We start from the raw sequence: 21,693 nt of genomic DNA, 5'->3' as shown, positions 1-21,693 counted from the left end.
CGCGCCCGCTGCCCCGTCCGATGGCCCCTCCCCCGCCGCCGCGTCCGGTGCGGGCCGACGTGCCCGGTCCGCCGCCGGGGCCCGCCGTCCCGCTGGACACGGAGAAGCTGCTGGCCGCCCGGCTGCACGCGGTGGCGGTCCGGCCGTACCTGGCCAGCGCGCTGTTCGCCCTGCACGTGGTGGAGGACCGGTCGGTGCCGACCATGGCGGTGGACGCGTACTGGCGCTGCTACGTCTCCCCTGCGTTCGTGGCGCGGACCCCGCTGGAGGAGCTGGCGGGGGTGTGGGTGCACGAGGTCTCCCACCTGCTCCGGGACCATCACGGGCGGAGCGAGCGGTACGCGCGGGAGCACGGGCAGCAGGGGCAGCCCGGGCAGCGGCTCCGGCAGAACATCGCGGCGGACTTCGAGATCAACGACGACATCTACGGCGACGGCCTGCCCATGCCGGCGGGCGCGGTACGGCCGTCGATGCTGGAGCTGCCGGACGGGCTGCTGATGGAGGAGTACCTGCGCAGGTTCTCGATGGCGGGCCGTACTCCACGGCTGGCCTGGCTGGACTGCGGCAGCGGTGCGGACGGGCACGCGCGGCCCTGGGAGCTGGGGGCCGAGGGCGCGCACGGGCTGAGCCGGCAGGAGCGGGACGCCGTACGCTTCCGGGTGTCCGAGGCGATCACCGGTCGGCCCGGGGACGCCCCGGAGGGGTGGCGCCGGTGGGCGGACGAGGCGTTCCATCCCCCGCAGCCGTGGCGGCAGTTGCTCGGTGCGGCCGTCCGCGCGGCCGCGGGCGCCCCTGGCACGGGCGAGAACCACACCTACCGGCGCCCGTCACGTCGTTCGGCCGGCCTCCCCGGCGTCGTGCTGCCGAGCCTGCGGCGGATGCCGCCCCGGGTGTGCGTCGTGATCGACACCTCGGGGTCGGTGAGCGACGCGGAGCTGGGCAGCGCGCTGCTGGAGGTCGCGGCGATCTCCCGTGCGGTGGGCGGCCGGCGGGACCTGGTCTCGGTGATCTCCTGCGACGCGGCGGCGGGGGTCGCCGTACCGCTCTGCCGCGCGGAGAACCTCGAACTGATCGGCGGCGGCGGTACGGACCTGCGGTCCGGCTTCGCCCGGGCGCTGCGTTCGCGGACCCGCCCGGACGTGATCGTCGCCCTGACGGACGGGCAGACGCCGTGGCCGTCCGCACAGCCGCCCTGCCGCACGGTCGTGGGCCTCTTCCCGCGCCCGCTCCGACCGGTCGACGAGGACGACCCGGACTACGTCCCCGACGCCCCGCCCGCCTGGGCCCGGGTCGTGCCCATCGGGTAGTGGCCCCGCCCGGCCGGACTCGCCCGCCGAACCCCTTCGCCGACGGCGCCGGCAGGAGCAGGATGAGACCGGGCGGGGGGGCACACCGCCGGGTGGGGCGTGATCTCAGTGGGAAGAGGGGCAAATGGGCCGGCGGCACACTGACGTGGAGACCCTCGTGCGGCGGGGCACCGACGGGCGGCTGTACATGGCCGCGCAGGACGTCACCGCGCTGCTCCGCGACCTGGCGCGGACGTTCGACCTGCAGGCGAGTACCGGCGAGGCCGCCCCGACGGAGGGCCGGGCGACGCCGCGCCGCCTGGACGGGGACACCCTGCGCGCGGTCGCGGGCGTCCTGGACGCCCAGGCCGACGAAATGGACGTCCAGCTCATCGCGATGGCCGTACGGCGTTGAGGCGCCCCACGGCGGGAATCCGGAAGGGTCAGGCCGTCACGAGTTCCTCGGCGGCGAACCGTTCCACGATATCCCCGGCGCGCCGGTCGAGGTCGGCGTACTGCGCCTCCCGTTCGGCGCCCGCGACGGCCTCGCCGACCAGCAGGGTGCCGTCGGCGTCGAAGCTCTGCGGGCGCTCCTCCGCGTCGGTGAGCAGGCCGACGGTGGACCGGGAGAAGCCGCAGTAGTAGGCGATGCCCTCGCTCAGGTTGGTTTCGAGGAGGGTCCGCATGCCCTCCACGACGGGGTCGTCGGAGGTGGCTCCGGCCAGGGCCAGCCACAGCATGCGCTTGCCGGCGAGGCGGGGCTTGCTGCGGCCGTAGGCGAAGCCGTAGTTCCACACGCGGTCGATCCAGCCCTTGAGGATCGCGGGCACGTGCTGCCAGTACACCGGGAAGACGGCGACGACGACGTCGGCGTCGAGGATGCGCCGCATGTGGGCGTGCGTCTCGTCCGAGTACGGCTTCTCCCGGTCGCCCCAGTCCGGCTGGTCCGAGACGTTCATCCGCGGGTCGAAGCCCTCGGCGTGCAGGTCGAGCAGGTCGACGCGGTACCCGGCGGCTTCGAGCCGGGCGGCGGCCCGGCGGGCCGTGTGCGCGGTGAGGGAGTCGGTGCGGTGGTGGGCGACGACCACGAGGGCGGTCCTGGCGTCGTTGCCGTGCTGCGTCACGGTGTTCTCCTGACTGGGGGTTCGTCGGTGCGACGGGGTTCGGTGCGACGGGATTCCGTTCAACGGGATTCCGCTCGACGACTCCAGTACAGCCGTGGGGATGTGGATGATCCATGGGAGAAGCGCTCCGGAACATAGGAGATCGTCTACGCTGCGCCGCATGGACCCTCTGAGTACCCTCCTGAGCGGCATCCGGGCCGAGGGCTCGGTCGTCAGCCACGCCGTACTGACGGCGCCCTGGACCATCCGCTTCGCCGACGGCGCGCCGCTCACCATGATCACCGTGCTGCGCGGCGGCGGCACGCTGCTGCTGCCCGACGGCACCGAGCGGACCGTCGGCGCGGGTGACACGGCCATCGTGAACGGTTCCGCGCCGTTCCACCTCGCGGACCGTCCCGGCAGCGTCCACGGCGACCGTGCCGCGTACGAGATCGCCTGCTTCGGCCCGCGCGCCGAGTGCGCCGGCGAGGAACTCGCCGGCATCCACTGGGGGGCGGAGTCGCAGGAGGCGACCGCGCTGATCGTGGGCGCCTACCGCGCCTCGGGCCGCCGGCACGAGCCGCTGCTGCGCGCGCTGCCGCCCGCCCTGGTGGTGAAGGAGGACGCCGAGGTCTGCGCCTGGCTGGAGACGGCCGCCGCCGACGCCGCGCAGCTCTCGGCCGGTTCGCAGGCGCTGATGGACCGGCTCCTCGACTGGGCGCTGGTGTGCACGTTGCGCAGCTGGTTCGACCGGGCCGGCGCCGACGCGCCCAGCTGGTACCGGGGCCTCGCCGACCCGGTCCTCGCCCCCGCCCTGCACGCCTTCCACGACCGGCCGGCCGAGGCGTGGACCGTGGCGTCGCTGGCCACCCGGGCCGGCGTCTCGCGGGCGCTGTTCGCCAAGCGGTTCACCCGGCTGATGGGCCGGCCGCCCCTCGCCTACCTCACCGCGTGCCGCATGGACGAGGCCGAGGCGCTGCTGACCGACACCGACCTCAGCGTCGCCGAGATCGGAAGGGCGGTCGGCTACGCCGACGCCTTCGGCTTCAGTGCCGCGTTCAAGCGCCACAGGGGCCTGAGCCCGCGCACGTTCCGGGCCGCCGCGGCGGCCTGAGTCCCGCCATTTGCTTGAAATTTTTATGGATATGGCCGTGCTGGCCGGAAATCCTTGCTCAATTTGGTGACAGCCGCACTGATGTTTCATCATCGTGACTGCGCGTCATTTTCTGACGCGCAGTGAGGAGACGGGGCGCCGGGGGGTCCCCGTTCTCGCGCCCAGCGCGCCCAGCGCGCCCACCGCGCCCCGCCGTGGCTCCGTTCCCGCTTCCGTCACCTAGGCAAAGGCACATGTCCGCCCAGCAGCTCTCGGACCTCATACGTTTCGCCCGTCACAACTCGCCCTTCTACCAGGAGCTCTACGCGTCCCTGCCGCCCGACGTCGACCGCCTCACCGACCTGCCGGTGGTCGACCAGCGGGCGTTCTGGGAGGCCAACACCCTGCACGACAGCCGCGTCCTGACCGGCCCGCTCGGCGAGGCCACGGTCTACAAGACCGGAGGCACCACCGGGGCCCCCAAGTTCTCCGTCTACACGCGCGACGAGTGGCGCACGTTCGTCACCGCCTTCGGCCAGGGGCTCGTGGACACGGGCCTGCGCCCGGGACACCGCGTCGCCGACCTCTTCTACGCCGGAGAGCTGTACGCCAGCTTCCTCTTCGTCCTCGACTCGCTCGCCCACGCGCCCGTGGACAACGTCCGCCTGCCCATCGGCGGCGGCGCGCCGCCGGAGTCGACGATCCCCACGCTGCGCGACCTCGCCGCGCAGGTCCTGGCCGGGACGCCGACCACCCTCTGCCGGCTCGCCGAGCAGGTCGTCTCGTCCGGAGTCCGGCTCGACTCGGTGGAGTTGCTCCTCTTCGGCGGCGAGGCCCTCTTCGACGACCAGCGGCGCCTGCTGGCCACCGCGTTCCCGCACGCCGAGGCCCGTTCCGTCGGGTACGCCAGCGTCGACGCGGGCCTGCTCGGCCGCCCCGTACCCGGCCCGGACGCACGGGTGCACCGCGCGTTCACGCCGTACTCGGTCGTCGAGATCCTCGACGACTCCACCAGCGAACCCGTCACCGAACCGGGCCGGCCCGGCCGGGTCGTCGTCACCAGCCTGTTCCGCCGCCTCATGCCGATCATCCGCTACCCGGCGGGCGACCGGGCCGAGTGGACCGGCACCGGTCCCGGGCACTTCCGGATACTCGGCCGGGCCGAGGAGGGCGTACGGGTGGGCCCCGTCTCCCTCTACACCCAGGACGCCCAGGACGCCGTGGCCGCGGCGGACACCGCGGGGGACGTGGTCGGCATGCAGCTCGTCGTCCGCCGCTGGGACGGCCGCGACGGGCTGGTCCTGCGGCTGGCGACGGCGCCCGGTGCGCGGCACGGCCGGGAGGAGCTGGCCAGGGCCGTCGTCGCGGAGCTGGAGAACGTCCGGCCGCTGTATCCGGACAGCGTGCGCGCCGGGTTCGTGCACCCGCTGTCCGTGGAGTGGGTGCGCCACCGCGACCTCACCGTCAACCCGCGCTCGGGCAAGCTCGTCCGGGTCCTCGACGAGAGGCCGACCGCATGACCGCCACCGCCCCAACCGTGACGGAGATGGCGGACGGGACCGCCACGGAGCCCGAGACCGCGACCGCGACCGGGACCGCCACCGCGACGCAGACCGCGACCGGGGCCGCCACGGCGACCGGGGCCGGGCGGCGCCGTGCTCCGCTGGTCCTGCGCAACCGCGCCTTCGGCGCCGTGTGGCTCGGCCAGATCCTCACCCAGGCCGCCGTGCGGATGTTCCAGGTCGGCGTGGCCTGGTGGATCGTCGCCTACGCCGTGGACGACGCCCGCGGGCTCGCCTCCGGGCTGTTCATGGCCGCCTGCACCCTGCCCGCCGTGGCGCTGGCGCCCGTGGTGGCCGCGGCCGTCGCCCGGTTCGCGCACCGCTCGGTGCTGCGGACCTCCGCCGCCCTGGCCGGGACCGCCTCGGCGGGCCTCGCACTGTGGGCGTACGGCGACGCGCTGCCGCTCGCCGCCGTGTACGCCGCCGGTCTCGCCCTGGCTACCTGCCAGGCGTTCTTCGACCCCTGCCTGACCACCTCGGTGCCCGAACTCGTCGACGACGCCGACATCGAGACCGCCACCGGCTTCGAGCTGTCCACCCAGTCCCTGGCCGGCCTCGGCGGGGCGCTGCTCGGCGCCCTGACCGTCGACCGGGCCGGCGTGGCCGCCCTGGCCGCCGGCTGTGCGGCCGCCTACCTCGGCGCCGCCCTCCTCGTCGCCGGAGCCCGCTTCCGTACCGCCACGCCCGACGCCACGCCCGACGCCGCGGGCCACGCGCCGGACCCCGAGGCCGACGCGCCCGACCCGTCCCCGCGGCGGCGCACGCTGCGCGGCATCCTCGGAGAACTCCCGTACGTACGACGGATCCTGGTCTGCTTCACCGCGGCCAACCTCTTCACCACCGCCGTGTTCGTCGTCATCCCCCTCTACACCCGCTCGGTCCTCGGGGGCGGCGGCGCGACCGTGGCCCTGCTGGAGGCCTCCCTCGGCACCGGCGCGCTGGTCGGCGCCTTCACCGGCGCCCGCGTACCGGGGCGTCCCACGGTCGCCGGCGCCTGGTGCCTGGGCCTGATGGCCCTCGCCCTCGCGCTGCCGGGACTGTTCGCGCACCGGCCGGTCGCCGCGGGCGCTCTGGCCGTGGCCGGCTGGTGCGCCGGGGCCGTCAGCGTCCGCTTCGTGGCCCTCTTCCAGCGGCTGGTGCCGACGGCCGACAAGCCCGGCTTCTTCGCCGTGATGCAGGCCGTGCTGGGCGCCTCCCTGCCGGTGGCGTCCCTGGCGTTCGGCTTCGCCGGCGACTTCCTCTCCCCGCAGACCCTTTGCCTGGTGCAGGGCGCCGGCCTGGTCCCCGCGGCCTGTGCGCTGGCCCTGCTGAAGTCCCCCGCGGCCGAGCCCGCCGGAGGTGAGCGGTGAGCACCGTGACCACCCCCGTCATCACCCCCGTCATCACCCCCGCCGCCTGCTCGGACATCGCCGAACTGCGCCAGCTCTACTACGCCGTGTACGGACCGCACTACCCCGTGGCCCTCGGCACCGACCCGGCCGAGATGGCCCGGCTCATCGAGGACCCGTACTCCCTGTGGCTCGTCGGCCGCTGCCCCGCCACCGGGGCCCTGACCGCGTCCGCCGCCATCCACGGCGAGGCCGGCAGCCGCATCGGCCGCCTGGAGGGCATCGCCGTGCACCCCGAGCACCGCTCCGGCGGCCTGGCCGCCGCCCTGACCGGGGCCCTGTGCGCGGGCATGCTGGACACGGGGCGGCTGGACTCGGTGTACGCGACTGTGCGCACCGTCAGCGCCGGCCCGCAGCGGGTCGTCGCCCGCAACGGCTTCCGGCCGCTGGGCATCCTGCCCAACGCGGTGGATCTCCGCAGCCGCGAGAGCCTCGCACTCTACGCGCGTCACTCGGCCGGGGTGCTGGACCGGCGGATCCCCGTCACCGAAGTGCCCGCCCCCCTGCTGCCGTTGCTGCGCACCGCCGAGGCCGCGCTGGGCATCGGCTACCCCGGGGTGCGGGGCGTCCCGGCGGCGCCGGAGCCCAGGCCTCGGGGCGCCGCCGACCGGCTGGAGATGATCGAGGCGCCCGCCTTCGTACGGCGCCGCTTCCGCGAGCGGTTCCCGGGCGCCGAGGGCTGGTTCTACCCGCTGCACACCCCGAACGTGCTGCTCACGCCCGAGGACGGCCGGTTCGAGGTCTACGCCTACCTCAACCGCGCCGGAGGGTACTGCTCCCTGCTGACCGCCCACCCCGACCCGGCCGCCGCGGCCGCCTGCCTCGAACCCGTCACCCGGGCCCTGGCCCGCGCGGGCGCCGGCTACGTCGAGGCCCTGGTGCCGCTCGCGCACCAGGAGGTCCTCTCGGCCTTCCTGGCCGAGGGGTTCGTCGCCGGGGCCGTCTACCCGGCGATGCGCGCGGACGGCGACGGCTTCCACGACTACGCCGTCCTGTCCCGCTCCGGCGAGCGCATCGACTTCCGCGGCGTCGCCGTCGAACCGCCCCTCCAGCCCTATCTGGACTGCTACGTGTCGGCCTGGGCGTCGACGCACCTGCCCACCACATCCGAGGTCGCCCCATGAAACCCGTGAACCCCCATCTCGCGCCGGTCGCCGTACCCGACCCGGCCCTCCTGCCGCACGTACAGCAGCTGTGCGACCTGACCGACCCGTACGCCTTCGGGCCCGCGGAGGACGAGCTGTTCGCCGCCGCCATGGCGGAGACCAACGCCTGGCACGCCGAGCGCTCCCCCTTCTTCCGCTCCCTGTACGAAGCCACTCCCCCGGCGGCGCCGTACCGGACGCCGCTCGTCCACGCGAACTTCTTCAAGCGGCACGAGGTGCTCTCCGTCCCGCGCGAGGACGTCGAACTGCACCTGACCTCCTCCGGCACCACCGGCCAGAAGTCGCAGATGTTCTTCGACCACTGGACCATCCGCTCCGCCCAGCGGATGGTCGCCCGGATCTTCGAGCGCAACGGCTGGATCACCCCCGACCAGGACGTCAACTACCTCCTGTACAGCTACGAACCGGCCCCCTCCCTCAACCTGGGCACCGCCTTCACCGACAACTACCTGTGCGACTTCGCCCCGGCGCGCAGCGTCGAGTACGCCCTGCGCAACACCGGCGGCGACCACGAGTTCGACCCCTTCGGCTGCATCTCCGCCCTGCGCCGCTTCGAACGGGACGACGCCCCGGTCCGCATCCTCGGCTTCCCCGCCTTCCTCTTCTTCACCCTGGAGCGGATGCGGGCCATGGGGCTGCCCCCGCTGCGCCTGCCCGAGGGCTCCCTCGTCGTCCTCGGCGGCGGCTGGAAGGGGCACGCCGACCGGCGGATCGAGAAGGAGGAGCTGTACGCCCGCGTCACCGAGCAGCTCGGCATCCCGGGTGAGCGGATCCGGGACACCTTCGGGTCGGTGGAGCACTGCATCCCGTACATCGAGTGCGACCACCACCGGCTGCACGCCCCCGTCTGGTCCCGGGTGACGATCCGCTCCACCCGCACCCTCGAACCCCTGCCGTACGGGGAGCGGGGCTACCTGCACCTGGTGTCGCCGTACATCACCTCGGTGCCGGCGCAGAGCGTGGTCATGGGCGACCTCGCCTCGCTCCAGCCGGGCGACGCCTGCGGCTGCGAGCTCCGGACCCCCTGGTTCACCGTCCACGGCCGTGCCGGGGTGAGCCGCAACCGCAGCTGCGCGGTGGCCGCAGCGGAACTCATGAAGGGCATGGCGTGACCATGACGCAGACCACGACCGAGGCCGCCGCGTACGAGGAACAGGGCGACGGCGGCGCGCACCACTACTGGCAGGGCGCCTTCATCGGCGACGGGGAGGCCGGGCGGCGCCTGGCCGACCTGCCGGCCGCCGTCGAGGCCGCGCTGGCCGCGGTGCTGGAGACCGAGACCGTGCTGGCCGCCTGCGACGCCCTCGCCAGCGCCCTGCGCGACCCGGCCCACCCGGTGCGCGCCCGGCTCGCCGCGCACCTGCCCGCCGGGGAGGACCCGGCCGTCCTGGCCGAGCTCGGCGGCCTGCTGGACCGGCGGGAGCTGACCCGCAAGCTGCGCCGCGAACTGGGCAGCGCGGCTCCGGGGCGGCTGGACCGGGCCGACCCGCGCGAGACGGTCTACGAGGCGTGGGCGCCCGTCGGCCTGGTCGCGCACATCGCCCCCGGCAACGCCGCGACGGTCGCGCCGCTGAGCATCGTCGAGGGGCTGCTCGCCGGGAACGTCAACGTCCTCAAGACCAGCAGCGCCGACAGCCTCTTCACCCAGCACCTGATGGCCGAGCTCGGGGCCCTCGACCCCAGCGGCGCGCTGGCCGCACGGGTGGTCGTCCTGCGCTTCCCGTCCTCCCGGCAGGAGTGGCTGCGCCTGATGTGCGCGCCCGCGGACGCCGTCGCCGTCTGGGGCGGGGAGGGCGCCGTCGAAGGGGTCGCGGCGCACGTGCCGGCCGGGTGCCGGCTGGTGGAGTGGGGACACCGGATCTCCTTCGCGTACCTGACGGCCGACGCCTGGTCGGACGCCGGCACGCTCGACGCCCTCGCTGCCGACGTGTGCCTGCACGAACAGCAGGCCTGCTCCAGCCCCCAGGTGGTCTACCTCGACACCGAGGAGGAGGGGGAGGTGTTCGCCTTCGCCGAGCGTTTCGCCGCGGTCCTCGCGGCCCGCCCGCCGGCCGCGCCCGACGCCGCCCCGGGCGGGCCGGACCCCGCCGAGGCGGCCGAGGTGACCACCACCGAGCTGGTGGCCCGGCTGGAGGAACACCTCGGCCTGACCCGGGTGTTCGCCGCGCCCGACGGCTCGTGGCGGGTCATGGCCGACACCCGGTCGCCGCTCACCGCCTCGCCGCTGCACCGCAGCGTGTGGGTCAAGCCGCTGCCCCGCCAGCGGCTGATCGCCACCCTGCGCCCGATGCGCCGCTACCTGCAGACGGCGGGCCTCGCGGGCAGCCCCTGCGACATCGCCGAGCTCTCCCGCACCGCCCTGGCCGCGGGCGTCACCCGCGTCACGCCGGTCGGCGCCATGCTGGAGAGCTACGCGGGCGAACCGCACGACGGGGTCTACGCCCTCCAGCGCTACAGCCGCCGCGTCGCGGTCCAGGCCGACCCGGCCCGGTTCGCCACCACCGCCTGCCTCGACGACCTGGCGCGGCCCGTCGTACTGCCGCCGCCGGCGGGCCCGCTGCAGGGCAAGGAGGACGTGCAGGCACCGGCCCGGGAGCTGGGCCGGGCCGACGCCGAGCTGTACTTCCGCAGCGGCGGCAGCACGGGCGCCCCCGCCCTGTCGGTGTTCAGCTACGACGACTACGACACCCAGATGCACGCCGCCGCCCGCGGCCTGCTCGCCGCCGGCTACGACCCGGTCGGGGACCGCACCGCGAACCTCTTCTACTGCGGCGGCATGTACGGCAGCTTCATCAGCTTCTTCTCCGTACTGGAACGGCTCGGCGGCGTACAGCTCCCCCTGTCGGCGGGCCCCGACCACCGGGCGACGGCGCGGGCGGTCATCGACCACGGGGCCGACACCCTCTTCGGCATGCCCTCCTACCTGTGGCAGCTGCTGCACGCGGAGGCGGACGCGCTGCGCGCGTACGGGGGCCTGCGCAAGGTCTTCTACGGCGGCGAGCACTTCACCGAGGAGCAGCGGCGCACGCTGCGGACGGAGTTCGGCATCGAGACCGTCCGGTCGATCACCTACGGCAGCACCGACCTCGGCCCGCTGGGCTACCAGTGCACGGAGAGCTCCGGCGGCGTCCACCACCTGCACGCCGACCTCCACACGATGGAGATCGTGGACCTGGCCGAGGACCGGCCGGTGGCCCCGGGCGAGACGGGCCGGCTGGTCTTCACCACGCACGCCCGGCGCGGCCAGCAGCTGGGCCGGTACCTGATAGGCGACCTCGGCCGGGAGCTCCCGGGCCGCTGCCCGTGCGGCCGGCACGCGCCGCGCTTCGAGCTGATGGGGCGCACCGGGGACGTGATGCGGGTGGCGACGTACTTCCTCAACCACCGCCGCTTCCTGGCCCTGGCCGGGGAACAGGGGGGCCTGCGCGGCGAGATGCAGATCAGGCTCGACCGCACGGACGCGCGCGAGCGGCTGACCGTACGGGTGGAGCAGGCTCCGGCGACCGACCCGGAGAGCCTGCGGGAGGTCTTCCTGTCCGGCTACCCGGAACTCCGCTCGGCGGTGTCGGAGCGGCTGCTGGACCTGGTGGTCGAGCCGGTCGCCGGCGCCGCGCTGGACCGCAGCCCGACCAGCGGCAAACTCCTCGCGGTGGTGGACGCGCGCCACCACTAGGGAACCGTCCGCGAAGTCCCTCCCCCGGCTACCGCCGGGAGGTGCCCCCAGCCCCGCGACGCCCGGCCCGCGCTCTCAGCGCACCGGGCGTCGCGGCCGCCGTACAAGACGTTGCTCGTCCAGTGCAAGGCCACACGTACCCTGGCCAATACCGCCTGGGACGTCCGCGCCCATCACCCGTGCCCTGACCCGCCGCCCCGTCAAGGGAGCCCGCGTCACGGTGTGGGGCGCGGCGTTCAAGCCCGGCACGAACGACGTCCGCGAATCCCCGGCCCTGGCCCTCGCACACGCCCTCCAGCAGGCCGGCGCCACCATCACCGTCCACGACCCGCAGGCCGTGGCCACCGCCGTGATCCGCAACCCGGAACTCGACTACGCCGACGACCTGCCCGCGTCCCTGGACGGCGCCGACCTCGTCGTCCTGGCCACCGAATGGCCCGAGTACCAGCAGGCCGACCCCCACGCCCTCGTGGGCCGCCCCGGCACCCCCCTGATCGTCGACTGCCGCACCACCCTCGACCCCGAGGCCTGGCGCGCGGCCGGCTGGACCGTCCACCAGCTCGGACGCCCCGGCAAGTAGAACGCCTCCTTCGGTTGCGGGGCTGTCGCACGCCACCCGAGCGGCTCTGGCTCGCCCCGGCCCGGCGCGGACGAGGATTCGCCGACCGGGACCGCAGGGCGGTGCGGCAGGATGGGGGCGTGCAGACGACGGAGCTTGTCGGGAGGGCGGGTGCGCTGGCCGCCCGGGGTGGGCGGCGGGTGCTCGGGATCGCCGGGCCGCCGGGGGCCGGGAAGTCGACGCTGGCGGAGCTGGTCGCCGCGGCGCTCGGGCCGGAGCGGGCCGTGGTGGTGCCGATGGACGGGTTCCACCTCGCGCAGGCCGAACTCCGGCGGCTGGGGCGGGCCGACCGCAAGGGTGCCCCGGACACCTTCGACGCGGCCGGCTACGTCTGCCTGCTGCGCCGGCTGCGCTCCCCCGGGGAGGGCGTGGTGTACGCGCCCGCCTTCGACCGCTCGCTGGAGGAGCCGGTCGCCGGCAGCATCCCCGTCGGTCCTGCCGTACCGCTGGTGATCACCGAGGGGAACTACCTGCTGCACGACGCGGAGGGCTGGGCGCCGGTACGGCCCCTCCTGGACGAGGCCTGGTACCTGGCCCCGGACGACGCCCTGCGGGTGGACCGCCTGGTCGCCCGGCACGTGCGCCACGGCAAGGACCCGGCGGATGCGCGCGCGTGGGTGGCGCGTTCGGACGAGGCCAATGCCGCGCTCGTGGCCCGCGGCCGCCGCCGCGCCGACCTCGTCGTCGACTCCGCCTGGCGCTGACGGTCCAGCGGTGCTCGTCAGCAGTACTTGAAGGAGCTGATCTTGTCGTTGATCCACGACGGGACGGCCGGCCACTTCTCCCAGGGGCCGATCCTGAACTGCGCTCCGCCGTAGTCGTTGTGCTCGTAGAAGCAGATGGCGCTGCCCGTGTTGTTGAGCACCGACGACGTGATGTCCTGCATGCCCGACCACAGGCCGCCGCTCCGCTCCAGCTTCCCCATATCGGAGATGTTCTGGTTCGCCGCGATGGAGCCGTATTTGCCCGAGGGAGAACCACCGACGAAGTCGTGGTCGGCCCACAGGCAGACGTAGTTGCTGGGGCAGGCGCCGGGTCCCGTTCCGAGGCCGAGGATGGTGGCGGCACTGGCGGAGGTGGCCGCCGTCATGATCAGCCCGGTGACGGCCGCGGCGCACACCGCGAGCCTCAGCGTCTTCTTGCTCGAGTTCATCGGTCCGTTCCGTTCCTCAGCAGTACTTGAAAGAGCTGATCTTGTCGTTGATCCACGACGGGAGGGAGGGCCAGTGCTCCCCGGGGCCGATCCTGAATTCCAGGCCGCCGTAGTTGTTGTGCTCGTAGAAGCAGATGCCGCTCCCCGTGTTGTTCAGCACCGACGAGGTGATGTCCTGCATCCCCTTGTCCCCGCCGGGGTCGCGCTTCAGCTTCCCCATGTCGCCCACGTTCTGGTTCGAGCCGAAGGAGCCGAACTTGGCGTAGTTGACGAACTTGCCCTCGATGAAATTGCCTTCCGACCACAGGCAGACGAAGCCGCTGGGACACGACCCGGCTCCGTGACCGATGGAGAAGACACTGGCGGCGCTCGCGGACGTCGCCATGGTCATGATCAAGCCGGCGGCGGCCGCGACACTCAGCCCGAGCCTGGCCGTCTTTGCCGTGGAACGCTTCATTTTTCGGTTTCCCCTCTTCCGTTCAGCAGTACTTGAAGGAGCTGATCTTGTCGTTGATCCAGGACGGGACGGAGGACCACTTCTCCCTGGGCCCGATCCTGAACTCCAGGCCGCCGTAGTCGTTGTGCTCGTAGAAGCAGACGCTGTTCCCGGTGTTGTTGACGACCGAGGACGCCCGGTCCTGCATTCCCTTCCAGCGCGCCAGCTTGGCCTCGAAGAAGAAGTTCCCCATGTTGGAGACGTTCCCGTCCGAGCCCACGGCCCCGTAGTCGGAGCCGCCTCCCGGGTTCCCCCTGATGAAGTCGTTCTCGCTCCACAGGCACACCCAGTTGGCGGGGCATTTGCCGGGCCCGGTCGCGATGTCGGTCAGTACGTAGGCGCTCGCGCTCGTCGCGGTCGCGGCGACCACCCCGGTCACCGCTGCGGCGCCGACCGCGAGCCGCAGTGCCGTCCTGCGCAGTTTCGTCATTCTTCTCTCCGCCTTCTTCGTCCAGAGCACAGCCGGAACGCCCGTCCGAGCGTCACCGGTTGAAGTGGTGACGCAACCATGACAGCAACTCTCGTCACCGGTCAAGACGGTGACGTTCAGTCTGGGGCTCGGACGTCGTGAAACGCGGAAATTGAGTCATTCGACTGTGGTCCCCGACCGGTGGCCCGGACCATGCTGGGGCGGTCGCCCGGGTGCAGGTACACGGGCGGAGGGCATGCTCGGAGGGACCAGTGGTGGACCGTACGCCCGTCGTCTTCATCCACGGCGCATGGCTGCGCGCCTCGTCGTGGGAGTCATGGGCGGAGCGCTTCGCGATGCGCGGGTTCCGCACCCTGGCGCCGGCATGGCCCGGCGAGGGCCCCGGTGCGGGCCCGCCCGTGGCGGCCCCCGACGTGCTCGGCGGCGTGGGGATGGCCGCGCTGACGGACCACTACGCCGCCGTCGCCCGGTCGCTGGGCACCTCGCCCGTCCTCATCGGCCACTCGGTCGGCGCCCTGGTGGCGCAGCACCTCGTCGGCGCCGAGCTCGGCCGGGCCGCCGTGGCCATCGCCCCGGCCCCGGTGGGCGGCCTCGCCCTGCCGGCCGCCGCGGCCCGGGCGTGGAGGCCGCCCGGCCCGGCGGCCGGGCCGCTGGTGTCCCTGACGGCGGACCGGTTCCGCCGGGTCCTCGCGAACACGGTCGGATCCGCCGACTCCGACCGGCTGTTCACCCGGCACGCGATGCCCTCGCCGCGGCGGCTGCTCGCCGACCTCGCGGCGCCCGCCCCCGGAGCCCTGCCGGACACCGGGAACGCGGCCCGGGGCCCGCTCCTGCTGGTCTCGGGGCAGGAGGACCGGCTGGTGCCCGACTCCGTGACGCGTGCGGCCTACAAGCGGTACGGCGACTGCACGGCCGTGACCGACCTGAAGCAGTTCCCCGACCGCGGCCACTCCCTGGTCCTCGACGGCGGTTGGCGGTTCGTCGCCGACTACGTGCTGGCCTGGCTCGACGGACACGGCATCGGCGCGCGGCCCGCCCGCGCCGCCCGCTGAGCCGGCCGGCCTACTGGGCGGGAAGCCTGCCCAGGGCGTCGCGCAGGGCGGCGCGGGAGGTGATGCCGAGCTTGGGGAACACCCGGTAGAGGTGGGAGCTGACCGTGCGCGGCGACAGGTGCATGCGCGCGCCGATCTCCTTGTTGGTCAGACCGCCTGCCGCGAGGTCCGCGATCCGCCGCTCCTGCCAGGTCAGCGTGGGTGTCGGGGCCCCGCTCGCGGCCGCGGCCGGCCCGGCCGCGCGCAGTTCGGCCGCGGCCCGCTCGGTCCAGGCCGCGGCGCCCAGCCGTTCGAAGGCCTCCGCGGCCGCCGTCAGGGGCGGCCGGGCGGCCTTCCAGCCGTGCGTGTGCCGCAGCCGGACGCCGTGGGCGAGGCGGACCCGGGCGAGCTCGAAGGGGAAGCGGTCGGCTTCCGGGTGCGTGGTGGCGCGTACGTACAGGGCGTCCGCCTGCGCGGAGTCCGGGGCGGTCATGGCCAGGGCGCCGTACGTCAGCAGGGCCAGCCGGGGGGAGAGGGCCGGGAGGCCGGCCTCCTCGGCGGCGAGGGCGTGCCGGCGCGCCTGACCTGAACGGCCGGTGTGCAGGGCCGCTTCGACGAGGTCGAGGAGGGTGCGCGAGGCCTGGTGGACGCAGGGGGCGAAGGTCCCGGGCGGGGTGATGCCGATGGCGTGGAGGTACGCGGCTTCGTGGTCGCCCTCCCCGAGCGCGGCGGCGGTGCCGATGGCGTCGGCGATCTGCGTGAGGAAGCCGACCCCGCGCGGGCGCGCCCAGGCATCCACCACGGCCTGCAGCTCGCGGGCCTGCTCGGCGTCGCCGCGCAGGGCGGCCAGCAGTCCCAGATAGGCCCGGGTCTGATGGGTGAACAGGGCGTAGCCGTGCGACGTGGTCAGGTCCAGGCAGCGCTCACCGGTCCGCCGGGCCTCCTGCCATTCGCCGGCGGCGATCTGGTCCAGCATGATCAGGTGCAGCATGGTCATGCCGGTCGCGGCGGCGCCCGTCTCCACCTCGCGGTCCACGGTGCGCTCCAGGTGGGGGCGGAACCGGCCGAGGGTGTCGAGGTGGTAGGCGGAGACGGAGAGCCGGGTGAGGTCCCACGGTTCGAGGTCGCGCAGCCCGGTGTAGGCCTGTTCGAGCCGCTCGCGCGCGCCGGCGCCGCGGCGCACGACGTCGCTCCAGGTGTCCTCGTAGACGAGGGAGTCGCGCGGGACGCGGGTGTCCAGGGAGCGGAGCAGTTCGTGCGTGCGCCGCCACATCTCCTCGTCGCCGGCGTACTGGCTGATGGCCAGGAGCAGGTTCACCAGGCGGGCCGGTATCCCGTCCCGTCCGTGTGCTCCGCTCCCCTGCCGGCCGCGCCCGCGCAGCTCCTCGACGGCGGCGAGGACCTGGGGGTGCGTGGACCGGACGTCGCCGTCCTCGTAGAGCGCGGCGTAGGCCGTGGTGACCACGGAGGCGGCGGTGTCGGGGGTGCCGGACGCGGTGCCGGTGCGGACGAGTCTGCGGGCGTGGTCGAGGAGTCCGGCGTGCCCGGCCACGAACGCCGCGTCGCCCAGCAGCCTGGACCGCTCCTGCGGGGTCTCGCTCAGTTCGGCGGCCCGGGTCAGCCAGGCCACGGCGGTCACCGCGCCGCCGCGCCGGGTCGCGGACTCCGCCGCCGCCTCCAGCGCCGCGGCTGCCCTCGCGTCGGGGTCGACGGTCGCCGCGGCCAGGTGCGTGGCGTGCCGTTCCACGTCGTCCCGGTGCACCCGGGCGAGGGCCGCGTGGGCGGCGCGGCGCTCGTTGGGGGTGGCCATGCGGACCACGGTCGACCGCACCAGGGGGTGCCGGAAGACGAAGTCGCCGCCGGCCGGGTCGTCGTCCAGCAGGCCGCAGGCCGCGGCCGCGTCCACGTCCCGCATGCGGTAGCGCGAGCCGTGCGCCGGGCCGGTGGCCGTCCCGGCGCCGACGCCGTCCAGGGCGCCGCGCAGCAGCTCGGCCCGTACGGCGTCGTCGAGTGCCGCGACGCGCGTCCCGTACACGTGCTGGAGGCGCAGCGGCAGCTGGACGCCCGTGTACCCGAAGAGTTCCTGCGGGGTGCGTCCGGCGCGGCCGGCCCGTACGTGGGGCGGGAGTTCCAGCAGCGCGAGGGCGTTGCCCCGGGCCTCGTCCAGGACGAGGCGCCGGATCGGCGGGGCGAGGCCGGGGTGGCGCAGCTCCAGCAGCTGCTCGGAGGCCTGTTCGGAGAGGGCGTTCACGGCGAGTTCGGGCAGCGCGGCGGAGTCGAAGCCGGAGGGCACGTCCGAGCGCAGGGCGACCACGAGCTTCATGGAGCTGCCGGTGAGCCGGCGTCCCACGAAGCCGCAGACCTCGGTGCTGGAGCCGTCCAGCCACTGGCCGTCGTCGAGGAGCAGCAGGACGGGCTGTCGGGAGGCCACGAGCGAGAGCAGGTCGAGGACGGCGATGCCGAGCGTCATGACCGAGGGCGGGGTGCCCGCGCCCCGGCCGAAGACGACGTCGAAGGCCGGACGGTGGGCCTCGTCGAGCTGGTCGACGAAGGAGAGGAGCGGGTAGAGGAGCTGGTGCAGGCCGGCGAAGGGCAGCTGGGACTCGGCTTCGACTCCGGCCGCTCTGACCACCCGGTGCCGGGGCGCCGCCAGGTCCGCGACGTGGTCGAGGAGTGCGCTCTTGCCCACGCCCGATTCCCCGCGCAGGACGAGGGCCTGCCCCTCGGCGGCCGTCACGAACGCGGACAGCACCTCCCGCTCGCCGTCACGGCCGACCATCGACCGGGCGTTCAACTCCACCGTGCCTCAACTCCGTTCACCGCTGCCGCGGCGGACTCGGCCGGGCTGCGTGATCCAGAGCGTAGATGCCGTCCGGGGCACCGTCACGCGGCGGCCGGGCGGCCGCGGGGTGACGAGCGGCCGGATCAAGTCGGTGTGCGTGCCGCCGCTGGGTCAGCCCGGAAAGCGCGTCACCGTTTCGACGGGTGACTCCGCAGGATGGCAGGAGCGTGTGCCGAGGGAGGTCAGTGCCCGGCCGGGGCCGGGGAGGCCTTCCTGCGGGCGCGGTAGGCGGCGGCCTTGATCTTGTTCCCGCAGGACTCCATGCCGCACCACTGCCGCCGCATGCCGCGGGAGCGGTCGAGGTAGACGCGCGTGCACTCCTCGTTCCCGCACTCCTTGAGGAGGTGGACGTCGGGGCTGCTGAGCAGTTCGACGGTCTGCCGGGCCAGGGTGGCCAGTGCCTGCGCGGGCGTCGCGTCGGTGTGCCGTCCCGCCGGGGTGAGCTGGGGGGTCGCCGGGACCTGGCGCGCGGCCGCGTTGAGCACCCCGAGGGCCTGCCGGTCGAAGTCCTCGCCCAGACGGCCGTTGCCGACGAGCCGGTACACGGCCTCGCGCAGGGTGACCGCCTCCCTGACGTCGCCGTCCGCGGCAGGCGTGACCGTGTCCACGAGCCCGGAGTCCAGGTACCAGGCGTTGAGCCGGTCCGGGGCCACGAGCATCTCGAAGCGGGTCGACCGCCGGGCGCGCAGCGTCGCGACGAAGTCGAGGACCGGGTGCCCGCACACGAAGACATGGTCAAGATTCACATCACCATGCTGACAGGTGACGATGATGGGGGCAAGGCCGGCACCGCGGCGCCGGCGGGCGCCTGGGCCCGGCCCGGGTCAGGCGGACGCCGCCCCGGGCCCGTCGAGGAGTTCCCTGAGGAAGCCGTCCCAGTCCAGGCCGTCCGGCTCCGCCTCGGCCGGGACGGCCCGGTAGGTGGCCTCCAGCCAGGACGCCAGCCGCGCCGTCGGCACCTCGAACAGGGCCTGCGCCTCCGGCGACTCCAGCAGCAGCCACGAAGCCGGCCGCTCACGGGGCAGCGTCGGCCACATCCGCACCTCGCCGGATCCGCTCATCGCGGTGAGACCGCCGTGCAGCAGCTCACGGCCGATGTGCCGGACCAGGGCCCGCCCGCGTCCCGCCGCGAACTCGACCGTGACGACCGACGGCCGCGCCCGGTCGAACCGGAAGGTGGCCCGCACCGGCAGCCGGGTGAACTCGTCCGGCATCCGGTCCACCTCCAGGCACAGCGACGGCACCCGCTCGGGCTGCGGACGCACCGGCGTGTGCGACTGATCGGGATGCATGGCGGGGTTCCCTTCCGTAGGACGAAGCCTGCGCCGAGAACTCTCCGCCGGGAACCGGGGCCGCACATCCGTCACTTGACGGTGGACGGAGCCTGCAGTCGGGCGCGTGCGTCGCCGGCGCGTGCGTCGCCGGCGCGTCCGAGGCCGGCGCGTCCGAGGCCGGCGCGTCCGTCCAGCGCCGCCGGTCCATCCGCCCGGCCGGCCCCTCTCAGCAGCGCCTCCCGCAGCCGGTCGCGCGCGGCCGTCTGCGCTGCGATCCGCGCCTCCAGCACGGCGAGCCTCTGCCGGGCCACCGCCAGCCCCTTCGGGGAGGGCGGCCGGGCGGTGACGTCCCCGTCCAGGCACGGCAGGAAGACGCGTACGTCGTCCAGGGTGAGCCCCGCGTCCAGCAGGGTCCGGATGTTGCGGACCCGTACGACGGCACGCTCGTCGTAGACCCGGTAGCCGTTCGGCGCCCGCTCGGAGGAGATCAGCCCGGTGCCCTCGTAGTGGCGCAGGGCGCGGGCGCTCGTGGCGGTGGCCCCGGCCAGTTCCCCGATCAGCATGCGGCCATGCTCTCAGGCCACCGCCGCTCCCCCGTCGACCGGGACCACCACGCCGGTGAGGAAGGAAGCCGCCGGGTCCGCGAGCCGGCACACCGCCCAGGCGATCTCCTCGGGCCGTCCGACCCGCCCGAGCGGGGTCCGCGCCACCTGCCACGCCCGTACCTCGGCGGCTCGTTCGGGGCTGAGCCCCTGGTGCTCCCCGATCGGGGTGTCCACCGCGCCCGGTGCCACGGCCACGACCCGGACGCCGTGCGGGGCGAGCTCCACCGCCCAGCTGCGGGTGAGGGTGTCGAGCGCCGTCTTGGTGGCGGCGTAGACGGAGGCCCCGGGCCAGCCCCGCTGCCCCACGGCGGTGCTCACGTTCACGACGACCCCCGCCCCGGACGCCTCCAGCGCGGGGAGCGCTGCCCGGGTGAGCAGCACCGGCGCCACGAGGTTGACCCCCAGCTGCTCCGCGACGTCGTCCGCCGTCACCGCGCGCAGGGGGCCGGCGCGGACGATCCCGGCGTTGTTGACGAGCACGTCCAGCCGCCCGTGCGCGGCGAGCACCTCCCCGACGATCCGCTCCGGCCCGCCCGGCCCGGCCACGTCCCCGGCGAGCACCCGGATCCCCGGATGCCCGTCGGCCGTCCGCGCCAGCGGCCCTTCCCGCCGTCCGACGGCGACCACCAGGTCCCCGCCGGAGGCGAAGGCCCGGGCGGTGGCCCGCCCGATCCCGGTCCCGGCCCCGGTGACCAGGACGACGCGGCGGTCGCCGCTGCTGTTCGTGTCTGTGTCCATGCCCCCAGGGAACAACCCTGCCGCCAGTGGCAGGGTCAAGCCCCGGGCCGAGCCAGCCGACCGCTCCCCCGCCGCCCGGCCCCCGCCGTCGCCCCGGTCAGTGCAGTGCGCCGAAGGCGGCCGTGACGATCTCCATGCCGCGGTCGTCCCCCTCCCGGTCGCGGTCGAGCATCCGGTTCATGACGTAGGCCACCGTCAGGCGGGAGCCGGGGTCGCTCACGACGAGCGAACCGCCCCAGCCGCCCCAGCCGAAGGCGTCGCCGAACCTGCCGAAGCCCGCCGTCCAGGACATCGGGGTCCCGAGGACCCGGTCCTCGCCGCGGAACAGCTCCTGCCAGGCGGGCTCGCAGCCCCGGGCGGACAGCAGCCGCACCCCGCCGGCCGCGCCGCCGTTCGCCAGCACCGAGTGCAGGAGGGCGACGGAGCGGGCGTTGCCGAAGCCGTTCACCGCCGGGATCTGCGCACGGCGCCAGGCCGCCGAGTTGACGTCCTTGACCCGGACCACCGGGCCGACGGCCTCCGGGGTCACGCCGTCCGGTCCCGGTGGTGCGGTGGCGGCGTACTCGTCGGTCAGTGCCGGCGGCGGGACGAGCGGTGCGACGCGGTGGTCGTGCCGGGCGGGCAACCCGATGTGGAAGTCCGCGCCCAGCGGCCCGGCCACCTCCTCCGCGAGGAACGCGCCGATGCTGCGGCCGGTGACGCGGCGGACGATCTCACCGATGAGGAACCCGAAGGTGAGCGCGTGGTATCCGGCGGCCGTGCCCGGTTCCCATTCGGGGGCGCGTGCGGCCAGTCCCGCCGTGACCTTCTCCCAGTCGTAGAGGTCCTCGACCGCGGTCGCGGCGGGCAGGGCGGGGAGCCCCGCGCTGTGCGACAGCACGTGCCGTACGAGCACGCCCTCCTTGCCCGCCGCGGCGAACTCGGGCCAGTGGTCGGCGACCGGCGCGGCCAGGTCGAGCAGGCCCCGGTCGGCCAGGACGAGGGCGCACAGGGCGGTCATGTTCTTGGTGGTCGAGTTCACGGCGGTGAGGGTGTCGCGCTCCCAGTGGACGGAGCGTTCGGCGTCGACGTGACCTCCCCAGAGGTCGGCCACCGGCTCGCCGTCGAGGCGGACGGCGACGGAGGCGCCCACCTCGTGCCGGGCGAGGGAGGCGGCGAGCGCCTCGCGCACGGCTTCGAACCGAGGATCGCAGAGTCCTTTAACATCAGTCATGACCGGTACCTTCCGGCAGCG

The 21,693-nt window shown here is 74.4% G+C and carries 20 protein-coding genes and 1 pseudogene; 11 read left to right on the top strand and 10 right to left on the bottom strand.

The annotated features are described in order from the left end of the window. The first annotated feature begins 20 nt into the window (after positions 1-20). A complete protein-coding gene (locus ACQKM2_RS16195; RefSeq protein ID WP_427710207.1) occupies positions 21-1,307 on the top strand; it encodes a vWA domain-containing protein in 1,287 nt (428 codons plus the stop codon). Between the two features lie 124 nt (positions 1,308-1,431). Next, on the top strand, positions 1,432-1,701 hold the full coding sequence (locus ACQKM2_RS16190) for a hypothetical protein (protein WP_427710205.1): 270 nt from the start codon (positions 1,432-1,434) through the stop codon (positions 1,699-1,701). A gap of 28 nt (positions 1,702-1,729) precedes the next feature. Here the strand turns inward: ACQKM2_RS16190 and ACQKM2_RS16185 are convergent, their stop codons facing one another. Beyond that, positions 1,730-2,410 (bottom strand): NAD(P)H oxidoreductase, encoded by a 681-nt coding sequence (locus ACQKM2_RS16185; protein ID WP_427710204.1) that lies wholly within the window; start codon positions 2,408-2,410, stop codon positions 1,730-1,732. Positions 2,411-2,570: 160 nt separating this feature from the next. On the opposite strand from ACQKM2_RS16185, the gene ACQKM2_RS16180 reads away from it, so the two are divergent. The 8 genes from ACQKM2_RS16180 (at position 2,571) to ACQKM2_RS16145 (ending at position 12,594) form a co-directional block, all read left to right on the top strand. Next, complete coding sequence (locus ACQKM2_RS16180; RefSeq protein ID WP_427710202.1) at positions 2,571-3,503, top strand: AraC family transcriptional regulator; 933 nt, start codon at positions 2,571-2,573, stop codon at positions 3,501-3,503. 233 nt (positions 3,504-3,736) lie between these two features. Then, positions 3,737-5,002: a phenylacetate--CoA ligase family protein gene (locus ACQKM2_RS16175; RefSeq protein WP_427710200.1), complete on the top strand. Its 1,266-nt coding sequence runs from the start codon at positions 3,737-3,739 to the stop codon at positions 5,000-5,002. Further along, on the top strand, positions 4,999-6,393 hold the full coding sequence (locus ACQKM2_RS16170) for an MFS transporter (protein WP_427710198.1): 1,395 nt from the start codon (positions 4,999-5,001) through the stop codon (positions 6,391-6,393). The genes ACQKM2_RS16175 and ACQKM2_RS16170 overlap by 4 nt, the downstream gene beginning before the upstream one ends. Continuing rightward, positions 6,390-7,556 carry a GNAT family N-acetyltransferase gene (locus tag ACQKM2_RS16165; RefSeq protein ID WP_427710196.1) on the top strand — a complete coding sequence of 389 codons (1,167 nt, stop codon included), beginning with the start codon at positions 6,390-6,392 and terminating at the stop codon, positions 7,554-7,556. The genes ACQKM2_RS16170 and ACQKM2_RS16165 overlap by 4 nt, the downstream gene beginning before the upstream one ends. Further along, positions 7,553-8,710 carry an acyl-protein synthase gene (locus tag ACQKM2_RS16160; protein WP_427710194.1) on the top strand — a complete coding sequence of 386 codons (1,158 nt, stop codon included), beginning with the start codon at positions 7,553-7,555 and terminating at the stop codon, positions 8,708-8,710. The genes ACQKM2_RS16165 and ACQKM2_RS16160 overlap by 4 nt, the downstream gene beginning before the upstream one ends. A gap of 2 nt (positions 8,711-8,712) precedes the next feature. Then, positions 8,713-11,271 (top strand): acyl-CoA reductase, encoded by a 2,559-nt coding sequence (locus ACQKM2_RS16155; protein WP_427710192.1) that lies wholly within the window; start codon positions 8,713-8,715, stop codon positions 11,269-11,271. A gap of 220 nt (positions 11,272-11,491) precedes the next feature. Then, positions 11,492-11,851 carry a UDP binding domain-containing protein gene (locus ACQKM2_RS16150; RefSeq protein ID WP_427710190.1) on the top strand — a complete coding sequence of 120 codons (360 nt, stop codon included), beginning with the start codon at positions 11,492-11,494 and terminating at the stop codon, positions 11,849-11,851. 101 nt (positions 11,852-11,952) lie between these two features. Continuing rightward, positions 11,953-12,594 carry a nucleoside/nucleotide kinase family protein gene (locus tag ACQKM2_RS16145; RefSeq protein WP_427710189.1) on the top strand — a complete coding sequence of 214 codons (642 nt, stop codon included), beginning with the start codon at positions 11,953-11,955 and terminating at the stop codon, positions 12,592-12,594. A gap of 17 nt (positions 12,595-12,611) precedes the next feature. Here the strand turns inward: ACQKM2_RS16145 and ACQKM2_RS16140 are convergent, their stop codons facing one another. From ACQKM2_RS16140 to ACQKM2_RS16130, 3 genes are read right to left on the bottom strand one after another with little or no spacing between them, the layout of a single operon-like run. Beyond that, positions 12,612-13,043: a peptidase inhibitor family I36 protein gene (locus ACQKM2_RS16140; protein ID WP_427710187.1), complete on the bottom strand. Its 432-nt coding sequence runs from the start codon at positions 13,041-13,043 to the stop codon at positions 12,612-12,614. A gap of 16 nt (positions 13,044-13,059) precedes the next feature. Then, positions 13,060-13,500 (bottom strand): peptidase inhibitor family I36 protein, encoded by a 441-nt coding sequence (locus ACQKM2_RS16135; protein WP_427710185.1) that lies wholly within the window; start codon positions 13,498-13,500, stop codon positions 13,060-13,062. 22 nt (positions 13,501-13,522) lie between these two features. Then, the gene (locus ACQKM2_RS16130; protein ID WP_427710184.1) at positions 13,523-13,969 is read right to left on the bottom strand and encodes a peptidase inhibitor family I36 protein; all 447 of its coding nucleotides are present in this window, start codon (positions 13,967-13,969) and stop codon (positions 13,523-13,525) included. Positions 13,970-14,223: 254 nt separating this feature from the next. Here ACQKM2_RS16130 and ACQKM2_RS16125 point away from each other — a divergent pair, with 254 nt between their 5' ends. Next, the gene (locus tag ACQKM2_RS16125) at positions 14,224-15,021 is read left to right on the top strand and encodes an alpha/beta hydrolase (RefSeq protein WP_427710183.1); all 798 of its coding nucleotides are present in this window, start codon (positions 14,224-14,226) and stop codon (positions 15,019-15,021) included. Positions 15,022-15,031: 10 nt separating this feature from the next. Here ACQKM2_RS16125 and ACQKM2_RS16120 read toward each other — a convergent pair whose 3' ends face one another. The 6 genes and pseudogenes from ACQKM2_RS16120 to ACQKM2_RS16095 form a co-directional block, all read right to left on the bottom strand. Continuing rightward, positions 15,032-17,779, bottom strand: coding sequence for an AAA family ATPase (locus tag ACQKM2_RS16120; RefSeq protein ID WP_427710252.1), 2,748 nt, complete (start codon positions 17,777-17,779; stop codon positions 15,032-15,034). 245 nt (positions 17,780-18,024) lie between these two features. Further along, on the bottom strand, positions 18,025-18,588 hold the full coding sequence (locus tag ACQKM2_RS16115) for a CGNR zinc finger domain-containing protein (RefSeq protein ID WP_427710181.1): 564 nt from the start codon (positions 18,586-18,588) through the stop codon (positions 18,025-18,027). A gap of 78 nt (positions 18,589-18,666) precedes the next feature. After that, positions 18,667-19,134, bottom strand: coding sequence for an SsgA family sporulation/cell division regulator (locus tag ACQKM2_RS16110; protein ID WP_427710179.1), 468 nt, complete (start codon positions 19,132-19,134; stop codon positions 18,667-18,669). A gap of 191 nt (positions 19,135-19,325) precedes the next feature. Continuing rightward, positions 19,326-19,679, bottom strand: a pseudogene (locus ACQKM2_RS16105) (MerR family transcriptional regulator); the annotation flags it as partial. A gap of 12 nt (positions 19,680-19,691) precedes the next feature. Beyond that, positions 19,692-20,459, bottom strand: coding sequence for an SDR family NAD(P)-dependent oxidoreductase (locus tag ACQKM2_RS16100; protein ID WP_427710177.1), 768 nt, complete (start codon positions 20,457-20,459; stop codon positions 19,692-19,694). Between the two features lie 97 nt (positions 20,460-20,556). Further along, positions 20,557-21,672, bottom strand: a complete 1,116-nt coding sequence (locus tag ACQKM2_RS16095; RefSeq protein WP_427710175.1) for a serine hydrolase domain-containing protein — start codon at positions 21,670-21,672, stop codon at positions 20,557-20,559. Positions 21,673-21,693: the final 21 nt, after the last annotated feature.

The organism is Streptomyces sp. NPDC004126, from assembly GCF_050275515.1.
In the GTDB taxonomy this organism is placed as follows: Bacteria; Actinomycetota; Actinomycetes; order Streptomycetales; family Streptomycetaceae; genus Streptomyces.
Note: the sequence above shows the minus strand (reverse complement) of the source record. Positions and strands in the feature narration are given on the sequence as shown.

What these genes read in the sequence shown, in the direction of transcription:
- ACQKM2_RS16195 (WP_427710207.1), top strand. Translation starts at nt 21, where the DNA reads ATGGCCCCTCCCCCGCCGCCGCGTCCGGTGCGGGCCGACGTGCCCGGT.
- ACQKM2_RS16190 (WP_427710205.1), top strand. Translation starts at nt 1,432, where the DNA reads ATGGGCCGGCGGCACACTGACGTGGAGACCCTCGTGCGGCGGGGCACC.
- ACQKM2_RS16180 (WP_427710202.1), top strand. Translation starts at nt 2,571, where the DNA reads ATGGACCCTCTGAGTACCCTCCTGAGCGGCATCCGGGCCGAGGGCTCG.
- ACQKM2_RS16175 (WP_427710200.1), top strand. Translation starts at nt 3,737, where the DNA reads ATGTCCGCCCAGCAGCTCTCGGACCTCATACGTTTCGCCCGTCACAAC.
- ACQKM2_RS16170 (WP_427710198.1), top strand. Translation starts at nt 4,999, where the DNA reads ATGACCGCCACCGCCCCAACCGTGACGGAGATGGCGGACGGGACCGCC.
- ACQKM2_RS16160 (WP_427710194.1), top strand. Translation starts at nt 7,553, where the DNA reads ATGAAACCCGTGAACCCCCATCTCGCGCCGGTCGCCGTACCCGACCCG.
- ACQKM2_RS16155 (WP_427710192.1), top strand. Translation starts at nt 8,713, where the DNA reads ATGACGCAGACCACGACCGAGGCCGCCGCGTACGAGGAACAGGGCGAC.
- ACQKM2_RS16140 (WP_427710187.1), bottom strand. Translation starts at nt 13,043, where the DNA reads ATGAACTCGAGCAAGAAGACGCTGAGGCTCGCGGTGTGCGCCGCGGCC.
- ACQKM2_RS16135 (WP_427710185.1), bottom strand. Translation starts at nt 13,500, where the DNA reads ATGAAGCGTTCCACGGCAAAGACGGCCAGGCTCGGGCTGAGTGTCGCG.
- ACQKM2_RS16130 (WP_427710184.1), bottom strand. Translation starts at nt 13,969, where the DNA reads ATGACGAAACTGCGCAGGACGGCACTGCGGCTCGCGGTCGGCGCCGCA.
- ACQKM2_RS16120 (WP_427710252.1), bottom strand. Translation starts at nt 17,779, where the DNA reads ATGGTCGGCCGTGACGGCGAGCGGGAGGTGCTGTCCGCGTTCGTGACG.
- ACQKM2_RS16110 (WP_427710179.1), bottom strand. Translation starts at nt 19,134, where the DNA reads ATGCATCCCGATCAGTCGCACACGCCGGTGCGTCCGCAGCCCGAGCGG.
- ACQKM2_RS16100 (WP_427710177.1), bottom strand. Translation starts at nt 20,459, where the DNA reads ATGGACACAGACACGAACAGCAGCGGCGACCGCCGCGTCGTCCTGGTC.
- ACQKM2_RS16095 (WP_427710175.1), bottom strand. Translation starts at nt 21,672, where the DNA reads ATGACTGATGTTAAAGGACTCTGCGATCCTCGGTTCGAAGCCGTGCGC.